The organism is Aeromonas sp. 25-248 (assembly GCF_053005425.1).
Window position 1 is genome coordinate 149,563 of the sequence record NZ_JBRKTB010000006.1, and the last position, 13,056, is coordinate 162,618.

Sequence of the window (13,056 nt, forward strand, 5' to 3'; positions counted from 1 at the left end):
AAATAGAGGATTCAGATTCCATCATAGTCTGTTTGTTGGTGGTGCAATGCGCTCCGCTTCTGGCACCCTACGACCACTCCCTGAGGTTATGGCGGGCACGGTTTTGGTTCCCCCTCTTATTCGCTGAGGCGAGCCCGCTTGTCCAGGCCGCGAGACAGGATGTCGAGCGAGCGGCGCCGGGGCAGGGATGCCCCGTCGGCGCGTGCCGTCGGACAAGCGGGTGAGCCGAAGGAACCCGACGTAAGTCGGGCGAATAAGCGGGGGTGGCCTTTCTTTTGGTGACTTTTCTTTGGCCACGCAAAGAAAAGTCACTCGCCCAAGCCCGAAGGGCGGGCGAAACCCCTTCGAGGCCAACGGCCTCGCGTCCTGCTCGGCGAAGCCGTGCCATCAACTATCCCCTCGGACGATTACGCCTGACGGCTAATCGACCCTACGATGGCAATGAAACATCGCATCAAGACCCCTCCCCAGCCCTCCCCTTCGCAGGGGAGGGAGCCAAAGCGTCGCCACCAGCAAGGTGTGTGGCCGAACGGCGCCCAATCGTTATGCCGGGCGCCACCCGGTAAAGGGGGGCGTGGCCGCCCCTATCGGCCCAAAAACGGTTCCCAGTCCTTGAACACCGGCTGCAACCCGGCCTGCCGCACGGCGGCGGCCACTTCCCCCACTGGGCGATCGTCGTGGATGGCGAACTGCTCCAGCTCCTCGGCATCCCCCTCGGCATAGCCCCCCGGCTGGGTGCGCGACTCGGCGGACATCTGGGTGATGCCAAGACGCACCGCGCCGTTGCGAAACGTAGCCGACTCGCGGGTGGAGAGGGACAAATCCAGCGTGGGCGAGAAGAGGCGCCAGGCGCAGATAAGCTGGGCCAGCTGGCGATCCGACATGACCACGGCAGGCTCCAGCCCGCCGGTGCAGGGGCGCAGGCGCGGGAAGGAGAGCGAATAGCGGCTCTGCCAGTGGTGGCGCTCAAGCCAGGCGAGGTGCTCGGCGACAAAGTAGCTGTCGGCACGCCAATCCGCAGAGAGACCGATGAGCGCCCCCAACCCGATCTTGTCGATACCGGCGCGACCCAGTCGGTCCGGCGTGGCGAGGCGCCATGCGATGTCCTGCTTGTTGCCGCGCAGGTGGTGGCGGGCGTAGGTGGGAGCGTGGTAGGTCTCCTGATAGACCATGACCGAATCGAGGCCGAGGGTTTTCAGCTCGGCGTATTCGTCCTGAGAGAGGGGCTGCACCTCCATCCCCACCGTGCTGAAGTGGCGGCGAATGATGGGCAACACCTGCCGAAAATAGGCGAGCCCCACCTTGTGCTCGTGCTCGCCGGTCACCAGCAGCACGCTGTCAAAGCCGCGCGCCTTGATGGCCAGACACTCGCGCTCAATCTCCTCGCTATTCAAGGTCTTGCGCTTGAGGCGGTTGCTCATGGAGAAGCCGCAGTAGGTGCAGTCGTTGGCGCACAGGTTCGACAGATAGAGGGGCACATAGAAGCCGATGGTGTTGCCAAAACGCTGGCGAGTGAGCCGCTCGGCCTCGGCCGCCATCTGCGGCAGATACGCCTCGGCGGCCGGGGAGATCAGCGCCATAAAGTCCGCAAGGGTACGGCGGGAGGTAGTCAGCGCCCGCTCTACATCGGCGGCGGTCTTGGCGCGGATCTGCATGCCGATATCGTCCCACTCCAGCTCGAGCCATCTATCGAGAAAACTCTCCAACTTTCTCTCAACCCCCTCCCGGCCTCCCCCTTCACAAGGGGGAGGTGTTAATCCGCTCCCCCGATCTCCTACTTCACAAGAGGGCGGAGTCGACACTCCCTCCCCTGGCAAGGGGAGGGTCGGGGTGGGGTCATTGTCATGCTGACTCATAACGCCCCCAGAAAATCGGTGAGCGGGCTGGAGGCCTGGGCCTGCAGGGCGCGGGCGCCGAGACCTGCTTCATAGGCGCTGCGCCCGGCGGTGCAGGCCAGCGCAAAGGCGCGGCCCATGGCAACCGGGTCGCCGCTCACCGCAATGGCGGTGTTGACCAGCACGGCATCGGCCCCCAGCTCAAAGGCGGCGGCCGCATGGCTCGGCGCACCTATGCCCGCATCCACCACCACAGGCACATTGGCCTGCTCGACGATGATGGAGAGAAACTCCCGGGTCACCAGCCCCTGATTGGAGCCGATGGGGGCGCCCAGCGGCATCACGGCGGCGCAGCCCACCTCTTCGAGCCGTTTGCAGAGCACGGGGTCGGCACCGCAGTAGGGCAGCACCACAAAGCCCTCTTTCACCAGCTGCTCGGCGGCTTTCAGCGTCTCGATGGGATCGGGCAGGAGGTAACGAGGGTCGGGGTGGATCTCGAGCTTCAGCCAGTTCGTCCCCAGCGCCTCGCGGGCGAGGTGGGCGGCAAACACCGCCTCGGCGGCGGTCTTGGCGCCGGAGGTGTTGGGCAGCAGCTTGACCCCGAGTTGCAGCAAGGGGCTCAGGATATCGTCGTGGGCCTTGCCCGGTTCGAGCCGCTTGATGGCCATGGTGACCAGCTGGGAGCCACTCGCCTCGATGGCGGCGGCCATCAGTTCCGGGCGGGCAAACTTGCCGGTGCCGGTGAAGAGGCGCGAAGAGAAGGTGTGATCGGCAATTTTGAGCATGTCAGCCTCCGGCCACTGCGATAAGAAGAGATGAGGCCCCGCCGCAAGGCAGGGCGCTCGAAGATGGGACTGCGAGCATCATGGGTCAGCCTCCCGCAATGGCGGTGAAGAGGTGAAGTTCATCCCCGTCATTGAGACGGGTCTCGGCCCAGCGGCCACGGGGCAGCACGGCGCCGTTGAGGGCCACCGCTACCCCCTGAGGGGAAATCTCCTGCACAGCCAGCAGCTCAGTCAGGCGCTGGCCGGTGGGCAGCGTCAGCTCGATATCGTTCAATCGGATCTTCATGGTTAATTCTCCTGGGCCGGGTGGGTGCTGCCGCAAACCGGGCAATCGGGGTCGGGAGCCAGCGTGAGGGTCTGCCACTGATGGGTCAACGCATCGAACCGGCGCAATGTGCCCGCCACCGGGCTCGGCATCCCGAGCAGCAGTTTCAGTGCCTCCAGCGCCTGCAAAGAGCCCATCACCCCGACCAGCGGGCCGGTGACGCCGCTGGTCTCGCAGCTTTCCCTGATCTCGGTATCCAGCGGATAGAGGCAGGCGTAGCAGGCGTGATCGCTGCTGGTGCGCACCATCAGCTGCCCCTGCCAGCCCACTGCTGCGGCACAGACCCAGGGCTTGCCCTGGGCCACGCAGGCGGCGTTGATGGCCTGGCGGGTGGCGAGGTTGTCGCAGCAGTCGATCACCAGATCCACCTCGGCCACAAACTCCGGCAGGCTGGCGGCATCGAGTCGCTGATTGATGGCAATCAGCTCCACCAGCGGGTTGTGGGCGGCCAAGCGCTCGCGGGCCAGCTCCGCCTTGGAGTGGTTGACCGCCTCGCTATCGAACAGGATCTGGCGCGGCAGGTTGCTGGAATCCACCGTGTCGCCATCGGCCAGCCACAAGGTGCCCACCCCGGCCCCCGCCAGATAGAGGGCGAGCGGCGAGCCGAGCCCGCCGAGGCCCACGATCAGCACGGACTTATCTTTCAGCCGCGCCTGACCGGCTTCCCCCACTTCCGCCAGCATCAGCTGGCGGCCGTATCTCAGATACTCTTTGTCACTAAGAGAAGCCGCATCAGAGCGCATGTTCTGCCTCCCGTATCACGCAGGCCGAGCGCGGTTCATCCCCCGCCCCCACGGCAGCGAGCAGCCGCTCGGTCGCGCCCAGCCAGTCATCGCTCGCCGTGATGGCCGAGACCAGCGCAATGCTGCCGACCCCGCTTGCCTTGACCGCCGCCACCCGCTCCTCGCTGATGCCACCGATGGCCACCGTGGGCCACTGCGCCATCAGGGCGCGGTAGTGGTGCAGCCGCGCCAGCCCCTGGGGGCGCGAAGGCATCGCCTTGGTGTTGGTCGGGAAGATATGGCCCAGCGCGATATAGGAGGGGGCAAGCTCGCGGGCCCGCATCAGCTCGAAGTAGCCGTGGGTGGAGATGCCAAGGCGCAGCCCCGCCGCCTGAATGGCGGCGAGATCGGCGGTCTCCATATCCTCCTGCCCCAGATGTACGCCCCAGGCGCCCGCCTCGATGGCCTGCTGCCAGTAGTCGTTGATAAAGAGCCGCGCTCCATGGCGGCGACCGAGCGCGACCGCATCACGAATGGCCGGCGCCACCTCTGTGGCGGGCAGATTCTTGATCCGCAGCTGGATGGTCTTGACCCCGGCCCCCAGCAGACGTTTGAGCCACTTGACCGAGTCCACCACCGGATAGAGACCGAGGTGGTGTTCGGTCGGCGCAAAGGGGCCCTGCGGCAGACGGGCGCTGCTCGCTTCATACAATCCAAAGCGGCGATCGAGCGGTGAGCCCGCCAGCACGGCACGGGGGAAGTGGGCAAGATCGGCAGGCCAGCCGAGATGGGCGATGGGCCCCGGGCCTGCCCCCACCCCTTGCGCCGCCGCCAAGCCCTGTTGCAGGTAGGCGCGCGCCAGGGTGATGGCGTCCTCCACCGGATAGTCCTGCGCCACCACGGCGGCGATGGCGCTGGCGTAAGCGCAACCGGTGCCGTGACCGTGGCGGGTATCGAGGCGCGGCGCGGCGAGCCAGAATTCGCGGGTCTCATCCTGGTAGTAGTCGAGGCAGAGATCCCCGCCCCATTCAAGGTGGCCCCCCTTGACCAGCACGGCGCGAGCGCCGAGTTCGCGCAGCCGCCGGGCGGCGAGGCGCACCAGCTCGGGACTGGTGGCAGGCAGGCCGGTCAGGGCTTCCAATTCGGGGCCGTTGGGGGTGATCAAGGAGAGGCGCGGCAGCAGGTGCTCGCGCACCGCCACCAGCATGCCGGGCTCCGCCATGGGGGTGCCGGTGCTGGCGATGGCCACCGGGTCGTAGACCACGAAGGGAGCCTCGACGGTCGACAACCTGCGTGCCAGCACCTCCACATGCAGCCGGGTCGGCAGCAGGCCGATCTTGATGGCGGCGGGTGGCAGATCCAGCCCCAGGGCATCGATCTGGGCGGCGAAGGTCTGCATCAGCACGGGGTCGACCATCTTCACCGCCACCGAGTTCTGGGCCGTGATGGCGGAGATGACGGAGCAGCCGTGCACGCCGAGGTCATGCATTGTGTGCAAGTCGGCCTGAATGCCGGCCCCGCCGCCGGAGTCGGACCCGGCGATGGTCCAGACCACGGGGCGGGCCTGCGTCACAGGCGACAGGTCGGCGGGGCTGACAGCCCCGCGCTCGCTGCTCACGCCTCCTCCCCTGCGGCCTGCTTCAGGGTCGCCGCCTGATGGTAGATCTCGCCGCCGGTCTCCTTGAAGGTTTCCGCCATGCGGGCCATGCCGCTCTCCACCTCGGCCACCACCCGCTCCTGCTGACCGTCCATGCCGACCAGCTTTATCTCTACGGCTTCCAGTTTCGCCGCATAATCGCGCACGTCCTGGGTGATCTTCATGGAGCAGAACTTGGGGCCACACATGGAGCAGAAGTGGGCCACCTTGCCGGACTCCTGGGGCAGGGTCTCGTCGTGGTAGGCGCGGGCGGTGTCGGGATCCAGGGCCAGGTTGAACTGATCCTCCCAGCGGAACTCGAAGCGCGCCTTGGACATGGCGTTGTCGCGGATCTGGGCGCCCGGGTGACCCTTGGCCAGATCGGCGGCGTGGGCGGCGATCTTGTAGGTGATGAGCCCCTGCTTCACATCCTCCTTGTTGGGCAGACCCAGGTGTTCCTTGGGGGTCACGTAGCAGAGCATGGCGCAGCCGTACCAGCCGATGAGCGCGGCGCCGATGCCGGAGGTGAAGTGATCGTACCCCGGTGCAATGTCGGTGGTGAGCGGGCCCAGGGTATAGAAGGGCGCCTCGTGGCAGTGCTCCAGCTGCTCGGTCATGTTGCGCTCGATCATGTGCATGGGCACGTGGCCGGGGCCCTCGATCATCACCTGCACGTCGTATTCCCAGGCAATTTTGGTGAGCTCGCCCAGGGTGCGCAGCTCGGCGAACTGGGCCTCGTCGTTGGCGTCGTAGACGGAGCCCGGACGCAGACCGTCCCCCAGCGACAGACTGACGTCGTAGGTGGCGCAGATCTCGCAGATCTCGCGGAAGTGCTCGTAGAGGAAGTTCTCCTTGTGGTGCGACAGGCACCACTTGGCCATGATGCTGCCACCGCGCGACACGATGCCGGTGAGGCGCTTGGCGGTCATGGGCACGAAGCGCAGCAAGACGCCGGCGTGGATGGTGAAGTAGTCCACCCCCTGCTCGGCCTGCTCCAGCAGGGTGTCGCGGAACAGCTCCCAGGTGAGGTCTTCGGCGATGCCATTGGTCTTCTCCAGCGCCTGATAGATGGGCACGGTACCGATGGGCACCGGGCTGTTGCGCAGGATCCACTCGCGGGTCTCGTGGATGTAGCGGCCGGTGGAGAGATCCATCACGGTGTCGGCGCCCCAGCGGGTGGACCAGACCAGCTTCTCCACTTCCTCTTCGATGCTGGAAGTGACCGCCGAGTTGCCGATGTTGGCGTTGATCTTCACCAGGAAGTTGCGGCCGATGATCATGGGCTCCGCTTCCGGGTGGTTGATGTTGCTGGGGATGATGGCGCGACCGGCGGCCACCTCATCGCGCACGAACTCGGGAGTGATGTTCTGGGGCAGTCTGGCGCCAAAGCCCTGACCCGGGTGCTGGGTGCGCAGGAGCTCGGAGCGCACCCGCTCGCGGCCCATGTTCTCGCGGATGGCGATAAATTCCATCTCGGGGGTGACGATGCCTTGGCGGGCATAGTGCAGCTGGGTGACCCGGCGGCCCGGCTTGGCACGGCGGGCGCTCGGCAAATGTTCGAAACGCAGGTGATCCAGCCCCTCGTCCGCCAGCCGCTCCTGAGTGAAGGTGGAGCTCAGCCCGTCCAGCGCGTCGGTGTCAGCACGCTCCAGCACCCAATTCTCCCGCAGGCGCGGCAGACCGCGGCGCACGTCGATGGGGGCGGCCTCTTCCCCATAAGGGCCCGAGGTATCGTAAACCGGCACCGGCTCGTTGGGCTCGAACTGGGGAGCGTCCTTGGTGCCGCCGACGAAGGTGTCGGCCAGCTGGATTTCCCGCAAAGGCACCCGGATGTCAGGGCGAGAACCCTGGATAAAGATGCGGCGGGAGTTGGGGTGAGCCATCCCCTTGAGGTTGTCGATAAAGGTCTGGGCGCTGGAGCGCTGCTCGCGGCGGCTGGATTTGGCGGTATCAGAAACATTGGTAGACATAGCAAAACTCACATTAACTGGTTGAAGTTATGGGTGTTTGCTTGTCTGGAGTTCGAGGAGAAGATGAACTTGCGGCGGGGTGTGCTCGGGGGAGTGAGTCGGGCATGGATCTTCCCTGCTCTGCCGTCCCTCTGCCCTGTGTGGCAGATCCGCAGGCCTGACGGCCCGGCGGGACAACCTCCCCCTGTGCGCCTGTGCCAGCCAGAGGCGGTCTGCCTCCAGCTGGCGGAAAGGTGTGCCTTCCCCGGCGCGGTAACCCGCAAGTTACCCTTGTTTCCCTTCGCAGGTCTTAACCTGATCAGGTTCCACGGATCCCGAATTAACGGTCTCAGCTTAGCGTCGTTCGACGGTCAGCACTCCGACAAGATGTGCGCCAGTATAAGTGGGGAAATTTAAAGTACAAGCCATTAACAAGGGGAAAGGGAGAGAGGTCTCACTCTTCGGCGTCGAGGGGATCCTCGGGGTCAGGAATGAGGATGTCGGTGAGGCGGCCCTCTTCATCCCGGCTCAGCACCAGGCGGCGACCCGGTTGCAGATCGGCGGCGCTGCCGTTGATCCAGCGAGTGTCAGCATCAAACACCAGCACGCCGAGATCCTGTAGCAGCAATGCCTGCTGATTATGGGTGAGCAGTCGATCCTCCGCCCGCCGCCAGCTGGCCCCGAGCGCCGGATCCGGCGCCCCGTCGAGCACCCGGATCGTCTCGGCGACGCCGTAGCGGCTCTGGATCGCGAGGTGCATGCCGGGCACGAGCCCGTCCGGCAGCGCCACGCCGTGCAGTTCGGCACTGCCGAGCTCCAACTCAGCCCCCTGGAATTGCAGGCGCACCCCGTCGTTGTGCTCCAGCTCCACCAGCCAGAGCTCGGCGTCGTCGGCAAGGGTGCAGAAGGGCAACAGCAGCAGGCAGAGTGCGGTTCGGGTCATGGCAGACGGTCCGGGGTCACGGGGTGAGGTTTAACTATGGCCCCGGACGAGCAATTTTTCCCGGTCCGCCCTGACCGGTCAGTCATCCTCCCGGCACTGGCTCAGGCGCATGCCGTCAAACTTGCACTCCAGCTCCAGCCAGCGTCCCTCAAACGGGGAGAGGCTCCCATCCGAGGTGACATAACCCCAGATCCGTCCCCCTTCCACCGGCCCTTCCAGTTCCATCTCGTCCTCCTCTTCCAGCGCCTCCACCTCGCGAACGAGCCGCTGCGCCCCTGCCGCCGTCTCCTGCACGACCCCTTCCAGATCGACCCAGGTCCCGCCGAGATCGTCCTCATCCAAGCCATCCTTGAAGCGGGTGCGCTCATCGATCACGAAGGGAATGCCGTTGACCATCAACTGGCCAAGCTGCCAGGTGGTGCGGCCCGTGAGCTTGAACTCGGCCGCCTGCACCAGACCAAAAGGCAATAGAATCAATAACCAGAAGGCGCAGAGAGACTTCTTCATCGGGGATCCTCGGGGTTACACTGGCACACAGGATGACCCATCCGGTGTGAAATGGCCGTGAAATATCGGCACAGACCAGGAGATCAGAGCATGAAAATACTGGTGGTGGAAGACAGTCCCCAGGTGGCGGAGACCATCATGGACTATCTGGCGCTGGCCGGGCACAGGGTGGATTGCGCCTATCACGGCCAGGCCGCCCTGCAACTGCTCGCCGAGCAGCGCTTCGACGTCATCATCATGGACGTCATGATGCCGCGCCTAGACGGCCTGCGTACCGTGGAGCGGCTGCGTGCGGACGGCATCGCGACCCCGGTGCTCTTTCTCACCGCCCGTGACAGCCTGGAGGACAAGCTGGCAGGCTTTCGGGCGGGGGGCGACGACTATCTGATCAAGCCGTTCGCCATGGAGGAGCTGGAGGTGCGCCTGGAGGCCCTCAGCCTGCGTGGCCCCAGAGGGGACATGGGCGTGCTCTGCTTTGGCGATCTGACGGTGGATCCCGCCAGCGGCCGCGCCACCCGCGCCGGGGTGGAGCTCAAGCTCGGCAAGATCCCGTTCCAGATCCTCACCCTGCTGGTGAAGCGCGCGCCCCAGCTGGTGACGCGCCAGGAGGTGCTCGACACCGTCTGGGGCGACGAGGAGCCCGACTCCGACGCCCTGCGCAGCCACATCTATGCCCTGCGCAATGTCCTCGACAAGCCCTTCCCCACCCCCATGCTGGAGACCCTGCACGGCCAGGGCTACCGGCTGGTGACCCCATGACGAACCCGACGCAGCCCCTTGCCCCCGGCCTGCCGAGCCTGCGCCGGCGCCTGGTGCTGGCGCTGGGAGGGGCCGGTCTGCTGCTGCTGGTGATCCTGAGCCTGCTGATGGTGGTGGCCGAGAACAAGATGGAGGAGCTGAGCCTGCGCCACTGGCTGGAGGCGGAGGCAACCCGCTATGACGACGACTGGTTGCGCCTCGGGATGGCGGCCCCCGCCCCCAGCCCGCGCCAGTTCTCCAGCTACTGGACAGAGGCGGGCCGCCTGCCCGCCTGGCTCAAGGCCTACCAAAGCCCAGGCTTCTTCGAGCATCAGCTGGGCCGGGAGGACAAGCACTTCCTGGTACGCGCCCACCCCTCGGGTCAGGGGCTGCTCTATCTGGTGTTCAACGACGATGCGGACGACTACCTCGACCCTTACGAAGCCAAGCTGCATCTGGTGACCCGCCTCATCGGCCTGGCCCTGCTGCTGGGGAGCCTCGCCTTCGGCATCTGGCTGGTGCGTCACATCACCAGGCCGCTGGAGCGGCTGCGCCAGCGGGTCGCCCACCTGACCCCGGATCAGGGGGACTTCGTGCCCGATGCCCCCTGGCAGGAGCTGCGTGAGATAGAGCAGGCGCTGCTGGCGGGCAAGCACGAGGTGGCCGCCGTGTTTGCCCGTGAACAGGAGTTCAGCCGCTTTGCCAGCCACGAGCTGCGCACCCCCAACATGGTGATCCAGGGATCCGCCGCCCTGCTCGGCAAGGTGAATGACCTGCCCGCCCCGGCGGCCCGCGCCGTCAGCCGCATCCGCGCCGCCGCCGACGAGATGGCCCTGCTCACCGAAACCTTCCTGCTGCTGGGACGCAAGGAGGCCGTGGAACGCCCGCCCCAGCAGGTGGCGCAGCTCATTCGCCGGGAACTGACCCGCCTCGCCCCCCTGCTGCAACGGGAGACGCTGGACATTCGCCTGCAACTGGACGAGGAGAGCGAGGTGCAGGCCCCCCTCTCCCTGCTCGCCATCGCCCTCGGCAACCTCTTGAAAAACGCCCTGAGCTACGCCGAGGGGCACATCGAGATCACCCTGCACGAGCAGGTGCTCACCATCAGCAACCCCACCGCCGCCGCGCCGGATCAGATCCTCGGCTACGGCTGCGGTCTCACCATCATCCAGCGCATCTGCGAGAAGCTGGGCTGGCAGATTGAGACCCACCTGGTGGAGGGGGTCTTCAGCGCCCGGCTGGTGATGATCCCCGGCGCCCCCGGGGCGGTATAGCCCCCTCATCCCCGGCCCTTCTCCCCGGCTGTTCAACACAACGGGAGAAGGGAGACAGTTCCCGGCAAGCCCGCTGCCTTCCAGCCCACCCGCCAGATAGCAACAAGGCGCCCGAGGGCGCCCTGTGTTTACCTGTCTGACACTCGTTTGGGACTCATTCCGCCGGCTTATGCTTGCGGCTCGCCTTGAGCTCGAGGAACTCGATGATCTTGCCCGCCACGTCCTTGCCGGAGGCGGCTTCCACCCCCTGCAGACCGGGGGAGGAGTTAACTTCCAGCACCAGCGGGCCGCGGGCGCTACGCAGGATGTCCACCCCGGCCACGTCCAGCCCCATGATCTTGGCGGCCTGCACGGCGGTGGCACGCTCTTCCGGCGTGATCTTGATGGCTTCGGCGGTGCCGCCCCGGTGCAGGTTGGAGCGAAACTCCCCCGGCTGGGCCTGGCGGCGCATGGCGGCCACCACCTTGCCGTTGACCACCAGGCAGCGGATATCGGCGCCGTTGGCCTCGCGGATGTACTCCTGCACCAGGATGTTGTTGTTGGTCTGGATAAAGGCCTCGATGACGCTCTCCGCGGCCTTCTGGGTTTCGCACAGCACCACGCCAATCCCCTGGGTGCCCTCCAGCAGCTTCACCACCAGGGGGGCGCCCCCCACCATGGTGATGAGATCCGGTACGTCGTGGGTGCTGTGGGCATAGCCGGTCACCGGCAGGCCGATGCCGTGACGGGAGAGCAGCTGCATGGCGCGCAGCTTGTCCCGGGAGCGGGAGATGGCCACCGAGCTGTTGAGAGCCATGGTGCTCATCATCTCGAACTGGCGCAGCACGGCGGTGCCATAGAAGGTGATGCTGGCACCGATGCGCGGGATCACTGCGTCATAGCTCTCCAGCTCCCGTCCTTCGTAATGGATGGAGGGGCTGTGGGAGGCGATGTTCATGTAGCAGCGCAGGGTGTCGAGCACCTCGACCTGATGCCCACGGGCCCGGGCCACCTCGACCAGACGGCGGGTGGAATAGTTGTTGGGCTCACGGGATAAAATGGCAATATTCATGGAAATGGCAGACCTGATAATCGGACTGGAGAGTATAAGGTGCCATGAACGACTGGCAACGCCAATCCTTTCCCCTCACCATGCGCGGTTCTGCAAGAACGGGCAAAAACCGAGAGTGCTGCACTCAAGAACGGACCGTTCTGCAAGACGGCGCCAGCCACCAGCCCTCATGCCGGATGGCGCACAGCGACGTCAATGGGGGCCGCGCAGCCCTTGTTGCAACTCAAGCAGCAGGGCGACCTCCTGCAAACGGCGCGCCGTGGTGCCGGCCCAGCCTCCCAAAGGCACGGGGACCAGCAGGGTCTGGGCGATGCAGTGGCGATAGAGGGGCCCCTCACGTTGCCAGCCCCGCATCCCGTCGACGTCGTGATGGTGCAGCCACTCCAGGTTGCCGCGGCGAAGCAGCTCGATGCGCCGCCCGTCTTTGAAGTGCAGGCAAAGCCCCTTCTTCTCCACCCCGGGACCGGCATACTTGTCGAGCCAGAGGGTCAGGGGCACCCCTGCCGCCTCGCCGCGCAGGCAGGCCCGCCCCTCGGCGGTCTCCAGATCCCCGCGCCGGATGGGCTGCCCCAGCCGGTCGCAGACGCCCTCCGCGATCAGGTGCAGGCGGTCGTCCCCACCCAGGGCCACCAGCAGCTCCCGGATCATCGCCAGCAGATGGGTGCCGATGTCGAGGATCACCCCGTCTGGATGGCGCAGGACCCGCCGATCCGGCTCCCCGGTGGCGAAGTTGAGGGCATAGGGCTCCCCCGCCTCGTCCAGGCCGCAGGGTTCCAGCAAAAAGCCCTCCACCGCGCTGATATCGGCGAGGGTGGCCAGCCCGCCCCCGGCGCCGTCTGATTCCCGAGGCTGCCAGCCTTCATCCAGTTTGCCGCTCAGCAGCAACTGCTGGACGGCATTGCGGGCCATCCAGTGATCCAGCGCCAGCACCCTGGCTGCGACCTCGGGGTCCGCCAGCAGGGCGTGCAGGCGATCGTGCTGGGCCAGGGTGGCCACCACGGGTTTCTCCACCAGGATGAGGGGAATGGCGCTGGCCAGTGCCTGCTCCAGCACAGGCAGATGCAGCAGGGAAGGCGTGGCGATCACCAGCCGATCCAGGGGTTCGGCCAGCAGGGCTTCCAGGGTCGGGGCGGACATGACGCCGGGCAGGGTGATGGCGGGATCAAAACCCCATATCTCGGTATTTTCCGCCAGTGCGGCGAGTGCAGGCAGATAGGCTGTCTGCACCACAGCCCCCAGACCGACAAATCCAATCTTCATGGCAACCTCGATATGGCGTGCATACCCGGCG

At 66.1% G+C, this 13,056-nt stretch carries 12 protein-coding genes and 1 riboswitch; of the genes, 2 read left to right on the forward strand and 10 right to left on the reverse strand.

The genetic code is table 11. The features are described from left to right. Window positions 1–584: 584 nt before the first annotated feature. The 8 genes from thiH to ACVDHI_RS11240 all read right to left on the reverse strand — a co-directional run bounded on the left by thiH (window position 585) and on the right by ACVDHI_RS11240 (window position 8,702). On the reverse strand, window positions 585–1,856 hold the full coding sequence (thiH, locus tag ACVDHI_RS11205) for a 2-iminoacetate synthase ThiH (RefSeq protein WP_447212091.1): 1,272 nt from the start codon (window positions 1,854–1,856) through the stop codon (window positions 585–587). Then, entirely contained in the window at window positions 1,853–2,620 is a 768-nt protein-coding gene (locus ACVDHI_RS11210; RefSeq protein ID WP_042081355.1) for a thiazole synthase, read from the reverse strand. The genes thiH and ACVDHI_RS11210 overlap by 4 nt, the downstream gene beginning before the upstream one ends. A gap of 85 nt (window positions 2,621–2,705) precedes the next feature. Beyond that, window positions 2,706–2,906: a sulfur carrier protein ThiS gene (gene thiS / locus ACVDHI_RS11215; protein WP_010672666.1), complete on the reverse strand. Its 201-nt coding sequence runs from the start codon at window positions 2,904–2,906 to the stop codon at window positions 2,706–2,708. A 2-nt stretch (window positions 2,907–2,908) separates the two neighbouring features. Next, entirely contained in the window at window positions 2,909–3,688 is a 780-nt protein-coding gene (locus tag ACVDHI_RS11220) for a HesA/MoeB/ThiF family protein (protein WP_201894953.1), read from the reverse strand. Continuing rightward, window positions 3,678–5,285, reverse strand: a complete 1,608-nt coding sequence (gene thiE, locus ACVDHI_RS11225; protein WP_447212092.1) for a thiamine phosphate synthase — start codon at window positions 5,283–5,285, stop codon at window positions 3,678–3,680. The genes ACVDHI_RS11220 and thiE overlap by 11 nt, the downstream gene beginning before the upstream one ends. After that, window positions 5,282–7,273 carry a phosphomethylpyrimidine synthase ThiC gene (thiC, locus tag ACVDHI_RS11230; protein WP_447212093.1) on the reverse strand — a complete coding sequence of 664 codons (1,992 nt, stop codon included), beginning with the start codon at window positions 7,271–7,273 and terminating at the stop codon, window positions 5,282–5,284. Before thiC ends, thiE begins: the two co-directional genes overlap by 4 nt. Before the next feature lie 257 nt (window positions 7,274–7,530). Further along, window positions 7,531–7,644, reverse strand: a riboswitch (TPP riboswitch). A gap of 62 nt (window positions 7,645–7,706) precedes the next feature. Then, complete coding sequence (locus ACVDHI_RS11235; RefSeq protein ID WP_104451992.1) at window positions 7,707–8,195, reverse strand: hypothetical protein; 489 nt, start codon at window positions 8,193–8,195, stop codon at window positions 7,707–7,709. Window positions 8,196–8,273: 78 nt separating this feature from the next. Next, window positions 8,274–8,702, reverse strand: a complete 429-nt coding sequence (locus ACVDHI_RS11240; RefSeq protein WP_277856368.1) for a hypothetical protein — start codon at window positions 8,700–8,702, stop codon at window positions 8,274–8,276. A 90-nt stretch (window positions 8,703–8,792) separates the two neighbouring features. On the opposite strand from ACVDHI_RS11240, the gene ACVDHI_RS11245 reads away from it, so the two are divergent. Both ACVDHI_RS11245 and ACVDHI_RS11250 read left to right on the forward strand, forming a co-directional pair. Next, entirely contained in the window at window positions 8,793–9,461 is a 669-nt protein-coding gene (locus ACVDHI_RS11245) for a response regulator transcription factor (RefSeq protein ID WP_447212094.1), read from the forward strand. Continuing rightward, window positions 9,458–10,714, forward strand: coding sequence for a sensor histidine kinase (locus ACVDHI_RS11250; protein WP_447212095.1), 1,257 nt, complete (start codon window positions 9,458–9,460; stop codon window positions 10,712–10,714). The genes ACVDHI_RS11245 and ACVDHI_RS11250 overlap by 4 nt, the downstream gene beginning before the upstream one ends. A gap of 154 nt (window positions 10,715–10,868) precedes the next feature. Here ACVDHI_RS11250 and rimK read toward each other — a convergent pair whose 3' ends face one another. Both rimK and ACVDHI_RS11260 read right to left on the reverse strand, forming a co-directional pair. Then, the gene (gene rimK / locus ACVDHI_RS11255) at window positions 10,869–11,765 is read right to left on the reverse strand and encodes a 30S ribosomal protein S6--L-glutamate ligase (protein WP_010672657.1); all 897 of its coding nucleotides are present in this window, start codon (window positions 11,763–11,765) and stop codon (window positions 10,869–10,871) included. Between the two features lie 192 nt (window positions 11,766–11,957). After that, window positions 11,958–13,025 (reverse strand): Gfo/Idh/MocA family oxidoreductase, encoded by a 1,068-nt coding sequence (locus ACVDHI_RS11260; RefSeq protein WP_447212096.1) that lies wholly within the window; start codon window positions 13,023–13,025, stop codon window positions 11,958–11,960. Window positions 13,026–13,056: the final 31 nt, after the last annotated feature.